The 20543-nt window shown below is 71.8% G+C and carries 14 protein-coding genes and 1 pseudogene; 14 read left to right on the top strand and 1 reads right to left on the bottom strand.

What is annotated here, in order from left to right; translation table 11 throughout:
• The 9 genes from CJ010_RS10305 to CJ010_RS10265 all read left to right on the top strand — a co-directional run bounded on the left by CJ010_RS10305 (window position 1) and on the right by CJ010_RS10265 (window position 7335).
• Window positions 1-1020, top strand: coding sequence for a Pvc16 family protein (locus CJ010_RS10305; protein ID WP_141017954.1), 1020 nt, complete (start codon window positions 1-3; stop codon window positions 1018-1020).
• On the top strand, window positions 1017-2366 hold the full coding sequence (locus CJ010_RS10300) for an ATP-binding protein (RefSeq protein WP_141017953.1): 1350 nt from the start codon (window positions 1017-1019) through the stop codon (window positions 2364-2366). Before CJ010_RS10305 ends, CJ010_RS10300 begins: the two co-directional genes overlap by 4 nt.
• Window positions 2359-2619, top strand: a complete 261-nt coding sequence (locus CJ010_RS10295; RefSeq protein ID WP_141017952.1) for a hypothetical protein — start codon at window positions 2359-2361, stop codon at window positions 2617-2619. Before CJ010_RS10300 ends, CJ010_RS10295 begins: the two co-directional genes overlap by 8 nt.
• A gap of 86 nt (window positions 2620-2705) precedes the next feature.
• Window positions 2706-3353 carry a hypothetical protein gene (locus CJ010_RS10290; RefSeq protein ID WP_141017951.1) on the top strand — a complete coding sequence of 216 codons (648 nt, stop codon included), beginning with the start codon at window positions 2706-2708 and terminating at the stop codon, window positions 3351-3353.
• On the top strand, window positions 3353-3709 hold the full coding sequence (locus CJ010_RS10285; protein WP_205754929.1) for a hypothetical protein: 357 nt from the start codon (window positions 3353-3355) through the stop codon (window positions 3707-3709). The genes CJ010_RS10290 and CJ010_RS10285 overlap by 1 nt, the downstream gene beginning before the upstream one ends.
• Window positions 3706-4923, top strand: a complete 1218-nt coding sequence (locus CJ010_RS10280; protein ID WP_141017950.1) for a phage late control D family protein — start codon at window positions 3706-3708, stop codon at window positions 4921-4923. Before CJ010_RS10285 ends, CJ010_RS10280 begins: the two co-directional genes overlap by 4 nt.
• Entirely contained in the window at window positions 4920-5738 is an 819-nt protein-coding gene (locus tag CJ010_RS10275) for a phage baseplate assembly protein V (RefSeq protein ID WP_141017949.1), read from the top strand. Before CJ010_RS10280 ends, CJ010_RS10275 begins: the two co-directional genes overlap by 4 nt.
• On the top strand, window positions 5735-6151 hold the full coding sequence (locus CJ010_RS10270) for a GPW/gp25 family protein (protein WP_141017948.1): 417 nt from the start codon (window positions 5735-5737) through the stop codon (window positions 6149-6151). The genes CJ010_RS10275 and CJ010_RS10270 overlap by 4 nt, the downstream gene beginning before the upstream one ends.
• Entirely contained in the window at window positions 6148-7335 is a 1188-nt protein-coding gene (locus CJ010_RS10265; RefSeq protein WP_205754928.1) for a hypothetical protein, read from the top strand. The genes CJ010_RS10270 and CJ010_RS10265 overlap by 4 nt, the downstream gene beginning before the upstream one ends.
• Here CJ010_RS10265 and CJ010_RS25410 read toward each other — a convergent pair.
• Window positions 7332-8360: a hypothetical protein gene (locus CJ010_RS25410; protein WP_141017947.1), complete on the bottom strand. Its 1029-nt coding sequence runs from the start codon at window positions 8358-8360 to the stop codon at window positions 7332-7334. The genes CJ010_RS10265 and CJ010_RS25410 overlap by 4 nt on opposite strands.
• A gap of 39 nt (window positions 8361-8399) precedes the next feature.
• Between CJ010_RS25410 and CJ010_RS25705 the strand changes: the two are divergent.
• The 5 genes and pseudogenes from CJ010_RS25705 to CJ010_RS10235 all read left to right on the top strand — a co-directional run.
• Window positions 8400-10061, top strand: a pseudogene (locus CJ010_RS25705) (hypothetical protein); the annotation flags it as partial.
• 316 nt (window positions 10062-10377) lie between these two features.
• Window positions 10378-12027 carry a phage tail protein gene (locus CJ010_RS10250; protein ID WP_168224929.1) on the top strand — a complete coding sequence of 550 codons (1650 nt, stop codon included), beginning with the start codon at window positions 10378-10380 and terminating at the stop codon, window positions 12025-12027.
• A 10-nt stretch (window positions 12028-12037) separates the two neighbouring features.
• The gene (locus CJ010_RS10245) at window positions 12038-15310 is read left to right on the top strand and encodes a DUF6519 domain-containing protein (protein WP_141017945.1); all 3273 of its coding nucleotides are present in this window, start codon (window positions 12038-12040) and stop codon (window positions 15308-15310) included.
• 19 nt (window positions 15311-15329) lie between these two features.
• Window positions 15330-16517, top strand: a complete 1188-nt coding sequence (locus CJ010_RS10240) for a DUF4157 domain-containing protein (protein WP_205754927.1) — start codon at window positions 15330-15332, stop codon at window positions 16515-16517.
• A 39-nt stretch (window positions 16518-16556) separates the two neighbouring features.
• A complete protein-coding gene (locus tag CJ010_RS10235; RefSeq protein ID WP_141017943.1) occupies window positions 16557-20540 on the top strand; it encodes a DUF4157 domain-containing protein in 3984 nt (1327 codons plus the stop codon).
• Window positions 20541-20543 lie beyond the last annotated feature (3 nt).

The raw sequence follows: 20543 nt of genomic DNA, 5'->3' as shown, positions 1-20543 counted from the left end.
ATGGCGGTCGGCCTGTCCTCGCTCTCGCAGGTGTGCCGCAGCCTCGCCCAGCAGGTGTCGGCGGGCATCAACGCCGCCGACCGTTCGCGCATCGACGTGTTGCTCGGCACCCCGGCCGCCGCCGCCCCGGCCGACACCGACACCAACCACCGGCTCAACCTCTTCTTCTTCCGCTTCGAGCCCTCCGGCTTCGACGGCGACATGCTGCCCGGCGACACCTGGCTCCTGCGCATGCACTGCCTCGCCACGCCCTTCTGCATCGACGAGAACCCCATCCCCGCTGGCGAGAACGACCTGCGGGTGATCGGCGAGGTGCTGCGCCACTTCCACGAAAACCCGGTGTTCGACCTCGACGTCGAGGCCGACACCTTCCGCATCCAGGTCATCTTCCTCACCCTCGGGCTGGACCAGCTCAACCAGATCTGGGCCACCCAGGGCGACACGGTGTACCGCCCATCGGCGCTGTTCGAGGTCAGCCTGGCGCCGGTGATCCCGCGCGTCGCCACGGTGCCGGCGCCGCGCGTCGGCGCACTCGGTTTCGGCGTGCGCGCAACCCTGCGTGCCGACACCGCCGGCATCGCCGCACGCACGCCGGTCGTCCGCCCGCGCACACCCGACACCAGCGAGCCGGACTGGACGCCCGCACTCTGCCTGGTCGACGCCGGCGACTGCCTGCTCGCCATCGCGCTCGAAGTCGGCAGCCCGGCGCTCGCCGCCTTCGCCCCTGCCGCCTGGGCGGTTGGCCAAGCCGGCACGCAGCTTCGGCTGCGTTGGGAAACCTGGGACGCCGCCAGCGGCTGGGTCGAACAGGCCGCCTCCGCGCCCTTCGCCATCGCCGAGGCCAGCCTCGACCCGGACGCGGTCGCCGCCGCCACGCTGCAGGGCACCGCCTTGCCCTTCGACGACCACGCCGGCCAGATGGTGCTCTACGCCGAACGCAGCCTCACCCGCTTCGACGGCGTCGAACTCACGCTGCGCAGCAATCCGGTGCTGGTGACGCTGTACGAGGCCGGGCCATGAACGCCCCCCATCCACCGCTGCCGGACCTTGCCCTGCTGGCGCCGGAATGGGAGCGCCTGCAACTGCTGGCCTACTGCGCCGCCGTCAGCCGCAGCGGCGGCACGCTCGCGGGGGCGGACCTCGCCCGCCTGCGCGAATTGCAGAGCGCGGTGGAAGCCCTGCGGGCGCCCGGCGGCATCTGGGAAAGCCTGCTCGACCTCAGCCTGGCGCCACTCGAATGGGATGTGCTCGCCGCGGTGGTGGCGCCGGAATTCGAACCCCGCCTCGGCTGGCAGTACCAGAACCTGCAGGCCGGCCAAGGCACCAGCGCGCCGCCCTGGCCCAGCCGCGCGCTGCTGCAGGAACTGTTCGCGCTCGAAGCCCACCAGAGCGAACACCTGCGCACCGCGCTCGCCGCGACCGCGCCGCTGCGCGCCCATCGCCTACTGATCGCCGCCGACGACGCCTGGCAGCCGCTGCGTCCGGAACCCGCACTGGTCGCCCGTATCGCCGGCCGCCGCTGGCAGCCCGCCGCGCCGCCAGGGGCCGAAGCCGTCGCCGGCCACGCCGGCTGGGACGACCTGGTGCTACCGGCCGAGCGCCTGCGCATGCTCCGCGAATTCATGCTGTGGATCGCCCACCGCACCACCGTCGAGGGCGCCTGGGGCGGCGAGCGCGCCGGCGGCCCGGTGGCGCTCTTCGCCGGCCCCTCCGGCACCGGCAAGACGCTCGCCGCGCGAGTGATCGCCGGCGCGCTGGACTGGCCGCTGTACCGCATCGACCTCGGCCGCCTGGTCTCCAAGTACGTCGGCGAGACCGAGGAAAACCTCAACCGCCTGTTCGACGCCGCCCACGAGCAGCCGATGGTGCTGCAGTTCGACGAGGCCGACGCGCTCTTCGCCAAGCGCGGCGAGATCAAGGAAGCCCGCGACCGCTACGCCAACATGGAGGTGAGCCACCTGCTCGCCCGCATCGAGACCCACCGCGGCCCGGTGCTGCTCACCACCAACCTGCGCCGCAACCTGGATGCCGCCTTCACCCGCCGGCTGCAGATGGTGATCGAATTCCCGCGGCCCGACGCCGCCGCCCGCGCGCTGCTGTGGCAGCGCCTGCTGCCGCCGCGCGCGCCGCTCGCCGAGGGGCTGGACATCGCCGAACTGGCCGGCGCGGTCGCGCTCACCGGCGGCCAGATCCGCAACGCTGCGCTGCACGCCGCCTACCTCGCCGCTGGCGACAGCGGCGTGATCGGCCGCGCCGAACTCGCGCTCGGCATCTGGCGCGAACTCAACAAGGACGGCCGCGAATGCGCGCTCGCCGAACTCGGCCCGCTCGCCGCCCATCTGCCCGCGGAGGTGCGCGATGAATGAGCGGCCAACCACGGTGCCGGCCCTGCACATCGCCAGCCTGGCGCTGGCCCTGCCCGCCGGCTTCGAGCGCCGCGCCGCCCGCATCGGCCGGCTGACCGCCGAAGCGCTCGCCGCCGCGCCGCCGCTGCGCACCGGCGCCATCGCCGCGCTGCGCCTCGCGCCGCAGCAGATCGCGCCCCACTGGAGCGACCGCCGCATCGCCGGTGTGCTCGCCGCCGCCATCCGCCGCCAGATCGACTCGCCGGGGTACTGAAGTGAAACAGCCCCCACGCTCACTACGTTCGCAGCCCCCCGAGGGGGTGCCGGCCTCCTTTGGGGCGGCCCGGCAGGAGGCCTGACATGCTCAACGCCGTCAAAGGATTCCTGCTCGAATACGCGCTTGCAGTGCCGCCGCTGGTGCTGGCCTTCGAGTTCAACCCGCAGCAGCTCACCCGCAACCGCTCGGTCACCATCACGCTGGGCAGCACGCCCGCCACCCGCGGCGGCTACGACTTCTTCCTGCCGACCGAAACCCCGCGGGTGGCGCAGGGCGTCGCGGTAGAGCCGGAGAGCTTCGACGTCGAGATCCTGCTCGACGCCACCGACCGCATGAACGAGGGCGACGCCATCGCCCGCACGCTGGGCGTGGAACCGGAACTCGCCACCCTGCGCAGCATGGTGGAACCCAAGACCCAGGGCCCCGGCGGCGTGCAGATGCTGGCCAGCCTCGGGCTGGGCGGGCAGCGCGCCTTCCAGCGCAACGAGTCGGCCTCGGTGCTGCTTTTCGTGTGGGGCACGCATGTGCTGCCGGTCTTCCTCAAGGGCATCGACGTCACCGAGAGCGCCCACCTGCCCAGCCTCACGCCCTACCGCGCCACGGTGAAGCTGAGCCTGCAGGTGATCGAGGGCAACAACCCCTTCTGGCTGATGGAAAAGGTGCGCCAGACCGGCTTCGCCGCGCTCCACACCGGCCAGTCGGCGGCGGCCGCGATCGGAGGGTTGCTCTGATGTTCACCAAGCGTTCGCGCTACCTCGCCGTCCGCCGCTACGCGCCCGACGCCAGCGGCCGGCTGCCCTTCAAGGGCGTGCGCCCGCGCGACATCGGCGCCGCCACGCCGGTGCTGGAGCACGTGCTGCAGCCGGGCGAACGCTTCGACGCGCTGGGTGTGCATTACTTCAACGATCCCTATCTGTGGCACCGCATCCTCGACGCCAATCCGGACGTGCTGTGCGCCGCCCAGCTCGAACTCATCGGCCAGCCGGCGCTGCCGCGCACCGGCACCGGCACCGAGGCGACGCCGGCGGACGTGCCGGAGTTCGGCGAAATCCTGCTGATTCCGCGCGCCAGGGAGAGCGGAGCATGATCCCCGACCTCCTCGGCGGCCTCGCCCGCGAACCGGCCGAATGCATCGTGCGCATCAACGACGCACCGATAGACACGCTCTATCCGCTGCTCGCCGAAGTGGTGGTCGAGACCGGCCGCAATGCGCCCGACACCGCCACCCTCACCTTCGAGACCCGCCGCGACGAGCGCGGCGAATGGGCGGTGCAGGACGCCACCGGTCTCCTCGACGACACCCCCCTGATCCGCGAATGGAACCGCGTCGGTATCGTCGCCGCCTTCGGCATGCGCGAAGAGGAAGTGCTGCGCGGCTTCATCCGCCAGATCCGCGCCGAATATCCGGAGGATGCCGGCGCCGCCAAACTGATCGTCGAATGCCAGGACGAATCCCTGCAGCTCGACCGCACGCATCGGCGCAAATCCTGGGGCAGCGAAACCCTGCCCAGCTCGGATCTACTCATCCTCACCGAGACCCTGGGCAACTACCGCGGCCTTGCCCCCGACCCGATGAACGGCAGCGGCCAGAGCCGCATCGTCGGCCTCAACCAGGACGGCACCGACATCGGCCTGCTGCAGGCGCGCGCCGAGGACAACGGCTTCGAACTGATCTTCCGCCGCGGCGTGGTCTATTTCGGCCCGCCCCGGCCCGGCCTGCCGACGCCGCAACCGATGCTGATGGTCTATGCCGGGCGCGCCGGCAACTGCATGGCCATCAACGTCACCGCCGATGCCCACCAGCCCGATGCGGTGGCCTTCGACCTGCCAGCCGAATCCGGCGCCAGCACCACCGAAGTGAGGGTCGAACCCGACCTGCCGCTGCTCGGCCGCGAGCGCGCAGGCAACGCCGAATCCGGCCTGCCGCCCTTCGTCTGGCGCATGAGCGGCGAAGCCGGCACCAGCGAGGCGCGGCTGCGCGCCAAGGCGCAGCACAAGGCCAACGAGGCCGACCTGCACCGGATCCAGGCCGAAGGCGAACTCGACGGCACGCTCTACGGCCATGTGCTGCTGCCCGGCCTGCCGGTGGGCGTCGATGGCCTGGGCAGCCGGTTGTCCGGCCTCTACTACGTCGACGGCGTCACCCACACCTTCAACGCCCAGGGCTACCGCCAGAAGTTCCGCCTGCTGCGCAACGCCTGGGGCGACACGCTGGACAGCCTGCCCGGCGCCGGGCCGCTGGCGGCGGTGATGGGCGGACTGGATCTGTCCTTCGGCATCGGCATCGGGGTGGGCGCATGAACGACACCGAACGGGCGCTGGCCCAGACGCTGCGCCGCCAGAACGCCTATGGCAAGTACCGCGGCTTCGTCACCGACAACGCCGACCCGGACAAGCGCGGCCGCATCAAGGTACAGGTGCCGGCGCTGCTTGCCGACCAGGCCACCGACTGGGCGCTGCCCTGCTTCCCCTGCGGCGGTCTGGCCGACCAGGGCTGGTTCTGCGTGCCGGAAGTCGGCGCCCAGGTGTGGGTGGAATTCGAAGGCGGCGACATCGCCTTCCCGATCTGGTCGGGCACCTTCTGGCAGCTGGGCAGCGATGTGCCGGCCGAGGTCAGCGCCCAGCCGCAGTCCCACCTGTTCAAGACCGCCGGCGGCCACTGGCTGCTGTTCGAAGACAGCGCCGGCGCCGAGCAGGTGCATCTGGAACACGCCGGCGGCGCCACGCTGGACATCGACCATCAGGGCACGGTGGCGCTCACCGACCAGAACGGCGCCCACCTGACGCTGGACGCCAGCGCCGGCGAAGTGGTGCTGGAAGACGCCAACGGCAACAGCCTGACGATGAAGTCCAGCGGCATCACCGTGCAGGACGCCGGCGGCAACAAGATCGAGATGACCGCCTCCGGCATCAACGTCAAGGGCATGAAGATCGTCGTCGAGGGCCAGCAGGTGATGCTCGGCGGCGAAGGCGGCGAGCCGGTGATCAAGGGCCAGAGCTTCCTCACCCTGTTCGCCACCCATGTGCACACCTGCACCGCGCCCGGCAGCCCGAGCTCGCCGCCGATCCCGCAAGGCGAGATGTCCAGCCTCTCGTTCAAGGTGAAGACATCATGAGCCGGCGCCTGGCGGACCCGCCCTACCTCGCCTTCCCGCTGCGCATCGCCCGCCCGGTCGACGCTGCGGCCGGCGACCTGCGCCAGTGGCCGCGGCTCGCCAGCCGCAGCGAACACATCCGCGGCCAGATCGAGCAGATCCTGTTCACCGTGCCGGGCGAGCGGGTATTCCGGCCGGAATTCGGCGCCGGCCTGCGCACCCTGCTGTTCGAACCCAACGCCTCGCCGCTGTGGCAGGTCACCCAGCGGCGGCTGGCGGCTGCGCTGGGCGAGGCGCTCAACGGCGAAGTCGACCCGCGCTCGCTGGAAATCGAGGTCAGCGGCAGCGAAGGCCAGCTCGTCATCCGCATCGCCTACACCCTCGCTGCCATCGGCCGCCGCGAGGAACTCACGCTGAATGCAGGAGGCGCATGATGGCCGGCGATCCGCGCGTCTTCCTCGAATACCCCGGCGGCTGCCCCGACTGCGGCCGGCGCCGGGTCGAGCTGCCGCAGGTGCTGCCCGAAATCGGCGACGACTTCGACTGGGATCTGCGCGACTACGACGGCTTCCGCCTCTTCATGCTCGAGGCGCTGGTGGCGCGCTTCCCCGAGCGCCAGCGGTGGACGCCGGCCGACCTCGAGGTTGTGCTGGCCGAGATCCTCGCCGCCCAGCTCGACAAGCTCTCCGACATGCTGGACCGCGTCGCCGCCGAATTCACCCTGGAAACCGCCCGCCGCCCGGAAACCGTGCGCCGCCTGCTGACGCTGATCGGCCATGACGCGTTGCGCCTGGCGCAGGATCTCGCCGAACCGCCCTTCGACCGCCCGCCCGCCCCCGGCGACACCCGCAGCGACATCGAACGCCTGGAGCAGTACTGGCTGGACCACCCCGAGCGCATGCAACTCGCCCGCCTCGCCGGCCCGCGCGCCATCCGTCAGCAGCGCCGCATGGTCACCCTGGAAGACTTCGCCAACCGGCTGGAGGAACACCCGCTGGTCGAGCGCGCCCACGCCTGGGAGGGCTGGAGCGGATCGTGGCAGGTGATCCACGTCGCGGTGATTCCGGCGCTGCGGCGCGACCTCGACGCCACCGGGCCGTGGCCGCCAACGCTGGCCGACGCCACCGTGCGCTTCCATGCCGAACTCGGCCTGCCGCTGCCGCCGCTCGCCGCCGGCCCCAGCCTGCGCAGCATCCTGCTGCCCTATGTCGAGGCCTACCGCATGGCCGGTCAGGCCGTGGAGCTGGCACGCGCGGTGGAAGTCGGCATCGTCATGGCGCTCTCCATCCAGGTCGCCGCCAACCACTACCAGTCGGAGGTGCGCGACGCCGTCGCGCAGGCGCTCGGCACCGGCCCCGGCGGCTTCTTCGCCCCCGGCCGGCTGCGCTTCGGCGAGGACCTGTGGGCAAGCGACATCGTGCAGGCGCTGGTGGCGCTGGGCGGCGTCACCAACGTCTGCCTCAACCGCTTCAAGCGGCTGGGCGACCGCTTCCCCGACCAGGCCGGCAGCGGCCGCATCGCGCTCGACGGGCTGGAGGTGGCGGTGTGCGACAACCAGCCGGGCGCCCCGGCGCGCGGCTATTTCCGCTTGAGCCTGCACGGCGGATTGCGAGGCTAAGATGAAACGACCCCCACGCTCACTGCGTTCGCTGCCCCCCAAGGGGGCGGCAGTATGCTTGAGGCGGCTCGGCGCATACTGAGATGGCACGAGACCTCACCCGCTGGAACCGCGCCGGCCTCGCCCGGGTGCGCTACGTGGACGGCAATGCCGCGGTCTACCTGGAACGCCTGCGCGCCCGCCTCGCCGCCGCCTTCCCGGAATGGCCGGCCGCCGCGCCAGAGGCCGGCGGCAACGGCGGCCCGGCGGCGATGGCCGCGGTGTATGCGCGCGACCCGGACGATCTGCTGTGGCAGCTCACCCGCAGCTACGCCCGCGCCAGCCACGTGCTGGCCGACACGCTGGACGCCACCGCCAACGAAGGCTGGATAGGCACCGCCACCCAGTGGGAAAGCCTGCGCCGGCTCACCGCGATGCTGGACTACGCGCCGCATCCGCCGGCCTCCGCCTTCACCGAACTCGCCATCGACTTCAAGCCCGGCCAGCGCGGCAAGCTGCCGGCGGGCTTCCAGCTGCGCCACAGCCCCGCCGACGGCGGCAAGCCGCTGATCTTCGAAACGCTCGCCGAGCTCGACGGCGACGCCGAACTCAACGACCTGCGCCCGCTGGCCTGGGACCGCAATCCGCGAGCGCTCTCCGGCGCGCGCTTCACCCTGGCCGGCCGGCTCGACAAGCTCAAGACCGGCGAACCGCTGGTGCTCGAGGACGAACACGACCACCGCCTGCAGGCCCACCTCGTCACCGGCGTGGCGGTCGCCGCCGACAGCACCACGGTGCACCTGTCGCCGCCGGTGTCGCGCGCCGACGGCTTCGTGCGCGGCTACACGCGCTTCCACCTGCTGCCAAAAGACAAGCTCGCCGCGCTCGACCCGCGCACCACCGGCGCCGAGGTCGGCCGCAGCCTGCGCGTGGGCGGCAGCCTCGAAGGCCTGCGCGCCGGCGACATCGTCGCCATCGGCCGGCCCGACGCCAAGCCGGTGTTCCGCCGCATCAAGGCGGTGCAGGGCGAACACCTTGTCTTCCACGAGGCGCTCGGCGACATCGACCTGGCCAACGCCACCATCATGACGCCGATCACCGTGCCCATCGCCCACCTCGGCGGCAACAAGCGCGACATCGCCGCGCCCACCACCCCGCCGCCACGGCCCGGATGGAAGCTGCGCACGCTCTACGTGGCGGGCGACTGGAGCTGGCTCGCCGGCCGCTGGCTGGCCGACATCCGCCATGCCGGCTCACCCACGCGCGAATACCTGCCGCTCTACGAATGCGTGAATGCCGACTACTTCCCGCCGGCCGGCGACAGCCAGCGCGCCGCCCAACCGCTGGCCGGCTATACCGCGGTGACGCTGACCTGGTCGAACGCGCAGGACCGCAGCGCCGACGCCCACAACTTCGCGCTGGAAAACCCGCAGGCGCTGATGGTGGCGCCGCGCACGCCAGGCGCCTGGCGGCCCGACACCTTCCTGCAGAAGAGCAGCGCCGGGCAGCTGGCCGAACCGGTGGTGGTCGAACAGCCCAAGAAGCTCGCCCCCGGCGACGTCGCGGTGATCGCGCGCGGCGGCAGCCTGGCCTGGGCGCGGCTGCGCCATGTCAGCCTCGACGCCGAAGCCGCGCTTGCGCGGCTGGAAACCGAAGCCGGCTGGGAAGACAACGGCAGCGGCCCGTTCTACCTGGAAAGCACCCGCGTCTACGGCCATTTCACCGAAACCGCGCGCCTCGTCGACGCCGCCGACAACGCCACCCCGCTCACCGCCGCACAGATTCCGCTGGCCAGCCTGCCGGCGGCGCTGCGTCCCGGCCGCCGGGTGCTGGTCGACAACGGCCGCAGCGTGCTCGCCAGCCGCATCGACGCGATCAGCCCGCCGGGCACCGCACCCTGGCTGCGCCTGGCCGAGCCGCCGCCCGCGGGGAGCACTTACGGCACGCTGCGCATCGCTGCCAACGTGGTCGCTGCCGGCCACGGCGAGCGCAAGCCGGCCAAGGTGCTGGGCAGCGGCAACGGCGCGCTCAACCACCAGCGCTTCCTGCTCGACGTGACCGATGCCAGCTTCGTCGCAGATCCGGCCATGCCGGCTGGAGTACGCGCCGACCTCGCGGTGAGCGTGGCCGGCGAGAGCTGGACGCAGTGCGCCAGCCTGCGCGACGCCCGGCCGGAGGATGCGCACTACCAGGTACGCCAGAGCGAAGACGGCACGCTGTGGATCGAATTCGGCGACGGCCGCCGCGGCCGCCGCCTGCCCACCGGCAGCAACAACGTACTGGTGGTCTATCGGCAGGGCGTCGGCGCGGCCGGCAACCTGCCGCCCGCCAGCCTCACCCGGCCGGTGCATCCGCATCCGCTGGTGGCGGCGGTGCGCCAGCCGCTGCCCGCCTCCGGCGGCGGCGAGCGCGAATCGGCCGACGCCCTGCGCACCAATGCCGCTTCGGCGCTGCTGGCGCTGGAGCGCGCGGTGTCGCTGTCGGACTTCGCCGCGCTGGCCCGCGGCAATGCCGCCGTCGCCCAGGCCGAGGCCTTCCGCCTGGCCACCGGCCGCGGCCAGCGCGAGCGGGTCGAACTGGTGGTGGTGCCGGCCGGCGGCGGCAGCTTCACCCCGGCGCTGAAGACCAGCCTGGAGACCTGGCTGCTGGCCCACGCCTTGCCCGGCGTGCAGGTCATCGTCAGCAGCTACCAGCCGCTGTTGTTCAGCCTGAAGGTGACGATAAGGGTGCGCCCGGAGGCCTTCGACGCCGAGCTGGTCAAGGCCGACGTCTCCACCACGCTCGCCGCCGCCTTCGCGCTGGCGCGCCGCCGGCTCGGCCAGCCGCTGTACCGCGGCGAACTCTACGGCCTGATCGACGCGGTGGCGGGCGTCGAGAACAGCGACGTCGACATCCTGCTCGACGCCGCCACCGCCGCCGCGGCGAAACGGCTGGCGCGCGACGCCAACGGCCGCATCCTCGCCGTCCATCCGCAGCCGCGCCAGTGCATCCACCTGGCGAACGCTGCGGCCATCGAAATACGGCGGAGGCGTTCTCACTATGAGCAACGGACCGCGCCGGGCGATGGACTTCGCCACTCTGCTCTACCGCCAGCTGCCGGCGGTCTACCGCGAACGCGACAACACCCGCGCGGCCGACGACGGCAGCCTCGAACCCGGCGACCTCGCCCGCCTGTGCGACGGCTGGGGCGATCTGCTCGATGCGCTCTACCGCAGCATCCTGCAGCGCTACTACGACATCTTTCCGCAGGCCGATGGCGGGCCGGATGCCGAGGGCATGGCGCGCGCCTGCCAGCCCTGGGTGCTGCCCTATCTCGCCCAGTTGCTCGACGTGCAGCTGCGCTCGCCGCTGGACGCCGGCCGCCGCGCCGAAATCGGCCGCGCCATCGCCTGGCGCCAGCGCAAGGGCACGCCGCTCGCGATCGAGGACATCGCCGACCAGGTCGCCGGCATGGAAGTCGAGCTGCGCGAGGGCTGGCGCAAGCTCGCCGTCACCCCGCGCGCCGGCTTCACCCTGCTGCCGGAAAGCGTGTTCGGCGAGGCCGATGGCAGCTATCCGGCGCGCTTCCGTCTGCGCCGCGCGGAACACCCCGGCCTGCCCGCCGGCACGGTGGATTTCCGTCGCGCCTCGCGCGCCGTGCTCGCGCCAAGCGGATCGCCGTCATCCAAGATCACTTCCTTCTCCGGCATGCCGGCCAGCTGGCGGCAGGCCTGGCCGCACGGCGCGCCCTGCTTCCCCGGCAGCTTCCAGGACGTGGCACCGCGCACCGCCGACCTGCGCACGCCCACCATCGCCCGCGGCCACGCCCATCCGCGCCGGGTGGTGCTGCATGCGCCGCCCTTCCCCGGCTTCTTCGCACCGCAGCCGGCCAGCGTGCAGTGGAGCGCGATCCGCGACGCAGTCCTGAACGGCGGCGAACTGCCCGAGGGCCTGCCGCTCGCGCTCGTCGCCAACGGCAACGGCCGCCGCCTGCTCGCCGGCCTGGGCGAATCGCCGGTGCGCATCCGCGGCGTGGTCGAGCTCGACGCGCCGCTCACCTGGCAGTTCGACAACCTGTGGTTCGACAACAAGCTGGAGGTCTGGCAGGGCCGCGTCGAAGCCAGCGACTGCGCGCTGCGCGAGCTTTACGTCCATACGGTGGACGCCGCGCGCGCGGTGGCCACGCTGCATGCCTGCCTCGCCAAGCGGGTGCTGGCGCCGCGCAGCCTGGTGAGCCTGGAATACGTCACCGTGCTCGAACGCCTGGTGTGCGAACGCCTGCAGGCGAGCGACTGCATCCTGCTCGCCACCCCGCACAAGGATCTGATCGACGCCGACGTGCCGGCCGGCGGCTGCATCCGCTACAGCAGCCTGCCCTACATTCCCATCCCGCCCGACCCGCTCGACCCCACCGCGCCCAACGATCCGGTGTGGATCGCCCAAGGCCGGCGTTCGATGCTGCGGGTGCATGGCGGCAGTTCGACCACGCTGGCGCCCATCTTCTGGAACAGCGATTTCGGCTCGCCCGGCTGCGCGGTGCTGCACCCCGCCGCCTTCGATGCGCTGCGTTTCGGCGCCGAGGACGGCGGCGAAATGGGCGCCTGCCATGCGCTCGCCTACACCCTGCGCGAGCGCGCCGTGATCGAGAAGCTGAAGGATTTCCTGCCGGTGGGCATCGAAGCGGTGCTCGCCCCCGATGCGAGTCTGGTCTGCGCGCCGCCGCAGCCGCGATAGGAACCCGGTCATGAAAACCCAGATCTCCCGCGACACCTTCCAGCCCGCCCGCCACTATTCCGGTGTCCAGCTTCAGCAGGGACGGATGATCGTCGATGCCGACTGGAACGAACTCGACGCCATCGTCCGCAGCCGGCTGGAAGCCGCGCTGGCCGATGCGGTGTCGTCCGGCGCGCCGCGCGCGGGCGGCCTGGCGCTCTTCCTCGACGGCGCCAACCTGCGCCTGCGCCCCGGCCGGCTCTACGTGGATGGCCTGCCCGCGGCACTCGACGGTCCGGCCGCCGGCCTCGCGCTCACCGCCCAGCCCGACTACCCGAATGCGCCGCCGCTGCCCGCCGGCGACCTGCGCTTCTACGCCGACGTGTGGGAGCGCAGCGTCTCGGCGCTGGAAGACCCGGCACTGATGGACCCCGGCCTGCACGGCGCCGACACCGCCAGCCGCAGCCAGACCATGCTGCAGGTGAAGTGGTGCCTGCCCGCCACCGATCCGCTCGACGCCGATGTGAATCCGCCGCTCGGCAACGCGCCGTTGAGCCTGCGCCTGCGCAGCATCGCCACCGCTGGCGACCCCTGCGACCCCTGCGCCGCCGAAGTCGAGGTGGACGAGCGCATCGGCAACTACCTGTTCCGCGTCGAGGTGCACGATGTGGCACAAAGCGGTGGCAACACCCTGCTGACGCTCAAGTGGTCGCGCGACAACGGCGCCGAGGCCTATGCCGTCGGCTTCACCCCGGCCGGCTTCGGCCAGGGTTCGTGGGTGTGGGAGTACTTCGACGCCGCCACCGAAAAGCAGCTCGGCAATCACCTCACCGCCGCCTTCCAGCCGCGCCGCGGCATCCTGTCCGAAACCTTCGACACCCCCACCGGCGCCGGCGACCCCAAGACCTTCGTGCGCCAGTGGGACGGCTACGCCACGATCAACCTGACGACCGGCGCGCTCGTCGCCGGCATGGACCGCGGCGCCGCGCTGTCGACCGCGCTGGCGGCGCTGGCCCACGGCCATGTCGAGATCGCCGGCGGCACCCTCGCGATCAACCTCGAACTGCTCGAACTCTCGCTTCCCCTCGCCGGCCGCCGCTTCCTGCCCGGCGATTACTGGCTGGCCACGGTGCGCGAGGCGGTGCAGGCAAGCGGCGACCTGGTGCTGGATGCCGCGCCGCCCGCCGGCGTGCGCCACCACTACCTCGAACTCGGCCAGCGCATCGGCGGTGCGCTGGTGCCGCCGCCGGGCGTCACCGCCGACGCCCACCGCCGACGGCTGGCCTTCCCGCCGCTGGCCGATGTGCACGCCGCCGACGTCGCCTTCACCGAGCCGGCCGGCTGCAGCGGCCTCTATGCCGGCGCGCCCAACGTGCAGGAAGCGCTGGCGCGCATCTGCCAGATCGGCGCCGAGGACATCGGCTTCACCCTGCCCGAACCGCTGCCGCCCAACACCGTCGCCAGCCTGCTCGCCACCCAGCTCGGCGCCGGCTGGCCCGATCTCGACGGCCAGCCCAAGACGCCCTCGGTGCAGGACATGCTGCTGGCCCTGCTGCTGCAGGCCAATGCCGGCGCGCTGCCCTACACCCTGCCCGGCTGCACCGCCACGCCCAACACCGTCGGCCAGCTGCTCGGGCTCGCGCCGGGGCCGTCCACCGTGGGTAGCGTGTTGCAGCAGCTGCTGTGCAATTTCACCGGTGACCGCCTGCCGCTCAACCCGGCAACGCTAACCTGCACCGATCTGCTCGAATCCGGCGAGACCACCGTGCAGGGCGGGCTGGACTTCCTATGCCGCACGCGGCTGAGTTCCTGCTCGGTGGCCGTGCCGGTCGGCCAGCTCGACACCCTGCTGCGCGAATTCGCCGCCAGCGCACGCACCGACCTGTGGCTGTGCATGATGCCGGGCGAACATCCAATAGGCGCCGCGCTGGCGCTCGCCGGCAAGCGCAGCCTGCGCATCAGCGCGGCGGCGGCGGGCGCCAGCGCGATGGTGCTGCAGAGCGGCGTCGTCAGCCTGGAAGCACAGGAACTCGGCCTCGAAGGCATACGCGTGCAGTGCGCATCGGGGGCGCGCATGGTACTGCGCGCCAACCGCATCGTCGCCAGCCGCTGCGCCTTCACCCGCACCAGCAGCAATCCCGCGCTGCCGCCGATGCTGCGGCTGGAGGCGCGCGCCGCCAATGCCGAGCTGATCTGGCGCGACAACCTGATGAGCGACACCTGGTCGCGGCCCATCCAGGGCGGCGGCACCGTGTTCGACCCCGACCTCGTCGGCAACGCCACCGTCAATGCGGCGCTCGACGTGTTCCGCAACAATGCAGGAATCTTCGAGGACCAGGCCGCTTATCGCACCGCGCTCGACGGCCTCACCGACGCGGTCGCCGGCATGAGCGGCAGCGACCGCCTGGCCTGGCGCAACCGCATCGATGCGGGCGCCACCGCCGGCACCGGCGCCATCCGCGATGCCGCCGCCGGTCGTGGCGCCCCCCTCGGCCGCGCGCTCGCCCGCGATACCCTGGCCCTGCGCAGCAGCGACCTCGCCATGCGCAGCACCGACGCCGGCCGGCTCTTCGCCAGCGGCGACCTCTTCAGCAGCGCGCTGCTGGCCGACACCCAGCCGCTGCTCGCCCGTGCCAGCGTCGGCAGCGGCACGGTGGAGTCGAATCGCGCCACGGTGAGCAGCGCCATCGACCGCATCAACGCCGCCGGCAACAACCGCGCCGAGATCGCCGAAGTGCTGGCCGACGACCTCATCGTGCTGCTCTACGAATTCGGCTACGGCGTTGCGCTCGGCATCGCCAGCAATCAGCTTTCCGGCAGCCTCACCGACAACCATTTCGACGGCGAGGTGCTGCTGATGAACGGGCTGGAAAGCGGCCTCGACCCGCGCGACGTCACCCTCACCCAGCGCACCGGCGCCGCCGCCCAGACGCCGGTGAACGGCAGCGGCCACCTCAGCCTCACCGGCAACCGCATCCGCCGGTTGTGGACGCGGCTGCCCAACGGTTCGGTCAGCGGCAACGCGCTGACGCAAACCGTGCCCGGCTACGGCTCGGTGTCGCTGTCGGGCAACCAGCTGATCGACTACGGCCACTCGCTCGCCGCCGCGGTGCTCACCATGCAGGGCAACCGGCTGATCAACCGCGGCGCGCAGAACGGCCCGGCGCCGATCGGCCGCTTCGTCACCAACCGTGCCGCGCTCACCGGCAACGTCGCCGAGATGGGCGAGGATTTTTCCTTCGTCACCGTCGCCGCCAACATCCTCGGCAATGCCGCCAACGTGCTGGTGGTGTCGAAGATCTAGCCGGCAGAGGAGCGGGATCATGAACGTCCATCTCGTCAGCCTGCGCAGCCGGGGCAACACGCCCCGGCGCACGCCACGGAGCACCGCAGCCCCCCACCCGGCCGAGCTGCGCAGCGGCGCCGAACAGGTTGCCGCCGCGCTCGGCGCACCGGTGCAGACCAAGCTGATGCTGGGTGCCGCCGACAATGCCAGCGAGCGCGCGGCAGACGCCACCGCCGAGCGGGTGATGGCGATGCCCGCTGCAGCTTCCGACGCCGGCGGCGGCGAGCAGGTCCGGCGCAAATGCGCCGCCTGCGCCGAGGAAGACGAGGCCGTGCACCGCAAGGAGAGCCCGGCAGCAAGCACCGCCACCGCCGCCAATGCCACCCCGCTCGCCACCGCCGCCGCGACGCGGATCCAGTCCCGCCGCGGCAGCGGCAAGCCGCTGCCGGCCAGCGAACGCCAGTTCTTCGAGCCGCGCTTCGGCCGCGACCTCGGCGAGGTCAGGGTGCACGACGACGCCGACGCCGCCCGTCTCAACCGAGGGCTGGGCGCACGCGCCTTCACCGTCGGCCGCGATGTCTTCCTCGGCGCCGGCGAATACCGCCCGGGGAGCCCGGACGGCCGCCGCCTGCTCGCCCATGAGCTGGCCCACGTGCAACAGAACGACGAACGCACCCTGCAGCGCAAGATTGACTGGGTGGACGTCGGCAAGACGCGCATCGACGTCTACCTCAGCCTGGGCATCTACGGCAGCCGCGCCACCAAGACGCTGGCGGCGAAGTGGGCGGCCAACATCGAAAGCCAGTGGACGCGGCCGCTCAAGCTCGGCACCCAGATCATCGACGCGCGCATGCACGTGGACTACGCGGCCTACCCGACCCTGCCGGACGCCAGCATCTCGCATGCCGCCATCGACGAATCCAACGCGGTCTTCGTCGAAAAGAACGGCTTCCGTTCCATCGTCAAATTCAGTTGCGGTTGGGGCATAGACGAATGGAGCTGCGGCCGCTGGGCCAACGACGCCGCGCCGATGGTGATCGCCCACGAAGCCGGCCACATGATGGGACTGGAGGACCAGTACGTGGACACACCCACCGGCAGCAAGGACAAGCCCGGCTATGAGAAGGACATCATGGCCAACTTCTGGAACGACAACGGCAAGACCGATTTCAGCCGGGGATGGCTGGGTTTGCTGCTGCATTACTACTATGGGATACGGTTCTAGGGAGATCGGTGCGCCCCGTCGCACCGAAGGACAACCAACATGGGTGGCGCCGCCCTCCTCCACAAGCCGCCAGCCAACGCGCCGCCGACGCAGCGCCGCCCGCACGCGGCCGTTGCGCCGCCCCGCCCGCGGCTGCGCCTGGGCGCGGCCAACGACGAAGCCGAGCACCAGGCCGACCGTGCCGCCGAACGCGCGCTGAAGTCGCCTGCGCGGCCAGGCCTCAAGGCCGGCCCCGCCCAGGGCAATGCCAACGCCCATGCCTTGCGCCGCGCGCTGTCGGGCAGCGCCGAGGCGCCGGCGCAGGACGCCGACATCCTGCTGCCCGACAGCCTGGAAGACCGCCTGTTCGCGCTGCAGGCCGGCGGCTCGCCGCTGCCGGCCGACCTGCGCCTCGACATGGAGGCACGTTTCGGTCTCGATTTCGGCAGCGTGCGCATCCACACCGACGGCGAGGCCGCGCGGCTCAACGACGCGGTCGGCGCCCATGCCTTCGCACTCGGCGAGCACATCGCCTTCAACCACGGCCGCTTCGCCCCCGACGACCCCACCGGCCGCCACCTGATCGCCCACGAACTCGCCCATGTCGCCCAGCACCGCGCCGGGGGCGGCAGCGCGGAGCAGGCGCCGCTGCGGCGCGGCTTCTGGGGCGACCTCTACGATTCGGTCGCCGACACCCTGGGCGACATCGCCGACTGGGCCTGGGACAAGGTGCAGGAGGTGGGCTGGCGGCTGCTGCGCACCATCTCGCCCGAGCTGGAGCGCACGGTGCGCGCCATCGTGGACGAAGGCATCCTGCCCTGGCTGGGGCGGCAGGTCGCCCGCGCCTGGGACAGCTTCATCGGCGGCCTGCGCGCGCTGGTGCCCTTCGACGGCCCGCGCCAGCTGATCGACCTCTTCGCCGGCATGGTGGAGCGTGCCGCCGCCATCGTCGCCGCGCTCGCCTCCGGCAACTGCGAACCGCTGATGGCGGCGATCGAATCGCTCAAGACCTTCGTCGTCGAGACCGTGGGCGTGGCCTGGGACAGGCTGGTCGAATTCCTGCGCCCCATCGGCGAATTCTTCACCGACCTGTGGGCGAGCTTCGGCGCGCCGGCGGTGCAGTGGCTGCAGGACTTCGGCGGGGCGGTGTGGGAAGGTATACAGGAACTCGGCCGCCGCTTCTGGGAATGGATACGCCCGGTGCGCGAGGCGGCCGAGCGCATCTGGAACTGGTTCAAGGATCTGCTCTTCGGCAGTTCGGAAGGCGACGATTCCGGCAGCAGCCAGGGCGGCGTACTCGGCTGGATCAGCCGCAAGGCCGGCGAAGCCTGGGACTGGGTCAAGGAACGCACCCGCCCCGTCTGGCAGCCGGTGGCCGACTTCGCCAGCCGCGTCGCCGAGCTGATCCCGCCCGCCTTCGTGCGCGAGATGGGCGAACACGCGCAGCAGCTGTCCACCGAACTCGATGCCACCGCCAGCGGCATGGAAGGCGGCGACGGCGTGCCGGAAAGCCGCGACACGCTGGCCTCGGTGCTGCCCTCGGTGGAGAACGTCATCGCCACCGTGCGCGCCATCATCGTCGGCGCCGGCGAGTGGCTGGGTAGCCGCATCGGCGCGCTGTCGGACGCGGTCTCCGGCCTCATCGGCCGGCTCAACGCCAACAGCCTGCTGTCCTGGCTGGGCGCCGCCTTCGGCTGGCTGGGCGAGCTGGTGACCAGTCTGGCCGGCTGGGCGCGCGAACAGGTCGCCCGCCTGTTCAACTGGATGGTGCAGGGTTTCGATGCGCTCACGCCCTTCATCCAGCTGGTGCTGGAGACCGTGCGCAAGCTCATCACCGTAGCCGGCGACCTGCTGCAGCTGCCGCTGCTGGTGCTGAACGCGATCTGGCAGCGGGTGCCGGCCTGCATCCGCGAGCCGATCGAGAACTTCATCAAGAACCAGATCCTGGCCCGCATCCCGGTGTTCGGCCAGTTCTTCAGCGACCCGGAGCTGTGGCCGCGGGTGCAGGAAACCGCGCTGCGCATCCTGCGCCGCATCTTCGTCGATGGCGACCTTGCCGGCGCGGCCTGGCTGTTCTTCCAGTCCATCCTGCGCATCCTCGGGCTGCCGCCGGAGCTGGTGGTGCAGGTGCTGGCCAAGGCAGCGGCAGCGATCGGCGACATCCTCACCAATCCGATCGGCTTCCTGATCAACCTGCTGCGGGCGATGGGTGCCGGCTTCATGCGCTTTTTCGGCAACATCGGCACCCATCTGCTGGGCGGTCTCACCGGCTGGCTGTTCGGCGCGGTGCGCGAGGCCGGCATCACCCCGCCGGCGGACTTCTCGCTGCGCTCGGTGCTCGGCTTCGTCATGGAGGTGCTGGGCGTGAGCGCCGACGCCGTGTTCCGCAAGCTCGCCGAGCACATCGGTCAGCCGCTGGTGACGCGGCTGCGCGGCATGCTGGACGTGGCGACCGGGGTGTGGGGCTTCATCGCCACCCTGGTCGCGGAAGGCCCGGCCGGGCTGTGGCGCGAGCTGACCGAGCGGCTGTCCTCGCTGTGGAACAGCGTGGTCGAGGGCGTCACCGGCTTCATCACCGAGCGGGTCATCGGCTGGGCGACGCGCTGGCTGATGGCGCTGCTGGACGTGACCGGCATCATGCCGGTGATCAACACCCTGATCGCCATCTACCGCGCTATCGAATCCTTCATGGAATACCTGCGCGAGCTGCTGGAGATCGTGTCGCGGGTGCTGGACGGCGTCATCGACATCGCCCGCGGCGCCATCGACACCGCCGCCACCTACCTGGAAGACGCGCTCGCCCGCGCGCTGCCGGTGGCGATCGGCTTTCTCGCCAACCAGGCCGGGCTGGGCCGGCTGTCGGCGCGGCTGCGCGAGATCCTCGGCGGCCTGCGGGAACGCGTGGATGGCGCCATCGACTGGTTGATCAGCCGCGCGCTGCGCGCCGGCCGCGCGGTGCTGGACCTGCTGCGGCGCGGTGCGGCGGCGGTGGGCCGCGGGGTGTCGCGACTGCGCGACTGGTGGCGGGCACGCCACGGCTTTCGCGCCGAGGACGGCCAGGAACACAACGTCTACATCCAGGGCAGCGGCCGCGGCGCGCGGCTGATGGTGGCGAGCGACCCGACGCCCTACGCCGACTTCATCCGCGACGTGGACGTGCCGCCGGCCAGACGCGCCGACAAGCGCAACGCCGCCGACATCGCTACCCGGCTGGACGAGGCCATCGCCGCCGCGGCGCGCGCGCCGGCCAGCGCGGTACCGGCCGCAGCGGGTGCGCCCGCCACCGACCACGCGACCATCATCGACGGCTTGATGGGCGAGCTGGCGGTGGCGACGGCGCGCATCATGCCGGCCGGCGGCAACGATCCGCCTTCGACCGAGCCGGTCTATGGCGCCACCAACGGCGCCGGCTACGGCACCAGCGCCACCGTGCTGCGGCTGACCCGCAACCGCAGCTTCACCGGCAGCGCGCCCAGCCGCTCGCTGCACACGCCGGCCTACGGGCGGCTCAACCAGCGCCGCTCGCGCCTGGGCGCCAGCGGCAGCTACTACGTGCTCGGCCACCTGCTCAACCACAACATCGGCGGCCCCGGCGACACCTGGCGCAATCTCACGCCGCTGTCGCAGGGCGCCAACAACCGCCGCGGCGATTCGATGCTGCACGGCTTCGAGAAGCAGGTGAAGGACGCGGTGGATGCGCCGCGCGCGGCCGACCGCAAGCAGGTGAACTTCATCGTCACCGCCAACTACGGCATGCCGGCGCGTGGTGGCGACGCCCAGCGCGCACTGGCCAACGCCCGCGCCGCCGCCGGCGATGCCGACAAGGCGCGCTGGCTGGCGGTGCGCGAGGTGGTGCAGGAAGAGGCGAACGTACCGCGCAGCGTCAGCCTGCGCGCCTATGCGCTGAAGGCCGACGGGACGCGCGACCGCCAGCTCGGCAGTGTGACCGAGGTGGAGAACATCCCGGCGGCCGAGCAGGACATCGCCCAGTACGGCGTGCAGCCGCGCGACGGCATCGTCGCCGACCATCGCGGCGAGTTGTGAAGC

The organism is Azoarcus sp. DD4 (assembly GCF_006496635.1).
GTDB lineage: Bacteria > Pseudomonadota > Gammaproteobacteria > Burkholderiales > Rhodocyclaceae > Azoarcus.
This window is presented reverse-complemented; position numbering and strand designations above follow the sequence as displayed.

Excerpts from the sequence above, each read along its gene's own strand:
- CJ010_RS10305 (WP_141017954.1), top strand. The coding sequence starts at position 1 with ATGGCGGTCGGCCTGTCCTCGCTCTCGCAGGTGTGCCGCAGCCTCGCC.
- CJ010_RS10250 (WP_168224929.1), top strand. The coding sequence starts at position 10,378 with ATGGACTTCGCCACTCTGCTCTACCGCCAGCTGCCGGCGGTCTACCGC.
- CJ010_RS10300 (WP_141017953.1), top strand. The coding sequence starts at position 1,017 with ATGAACGCCCCCCATCCACCGCTGCCGGACCTTGCCCTGCTGGCGCCG.
- CJ010_RS10275 (WP_141017949.1), top strand. The coding sequence starts at position 4,920 with ATGAACGACACCGAACGGGCGCTGGCCCAGACGCTGCGCCGCCAGAAC.
- CJ010_RS10245 (WP_141017945.1), top strand. The coding sequence starts at position 12,038 with ATGAAAACCCAGATCTCCCGCGACACCTTCCAGCCCGCCCGCCACTAT.
- CJ010_RS10290 (WP_141017951.1), top strand. The coding sequence starts at position 2,706 with ATGCTCAACGCCGTCAAAGGATTCCTGCTCGAATACGCGCTTGCAGTG.
- CJ010_RS10265 (WP_205754928.1), top strand. The coding sequence starts at position 6,148 with ATGATGGCCGGCGATCCGCGCGTCTTCCTCGAATACCCCGGCGGCTGC.
- CJ010_RS10235 (WP_141017943.1), top strand. The coding sequence starts at position 16,557 with ATGGGTGGCGCCGCCCTCCTCCACAAGCCGCCAGCCAACGCGCCGCCG.
- CJ010_RS10285 (WP_205754929.1), top strand. The coding sequence starts at position 3,353 with ATGTTCACCAAGCGTTCGCGCTACCTCGCCGTCCGCCGCTACGCGCCC.
- CJ010_RS10280 (WP_141017950.1), top strand. The coding sequence starts at position 3,706 with ATGATCCCCGACCTCCTCGGCGGCCTCGCCCGCGAACCGGCCGAATGC.
- CJ010_RS10240 (WP_205754927.1), top strand. The coding sequence starts at position 15,330 with ATGAACGTCCATCTCGTCAGCCTGCGCAGCCGGGGCAACACGCCCCGG.
- CJ010_RS10295 (WP_141017952.1), top strand. The coding sequence starts at position 2,359 with ATGAATGAGCGGCCAACCACGGTGCCGGCCCTGCACATCGCCAGCCTG.
- CJ010_RS10270 (WP_141017948.1), top strand. The coding sequence starts at position 5,735 with ATGAGCCGGCGCCTGGCGGACCCGCCCTACCTCGCCTTCCCGCTGCGC.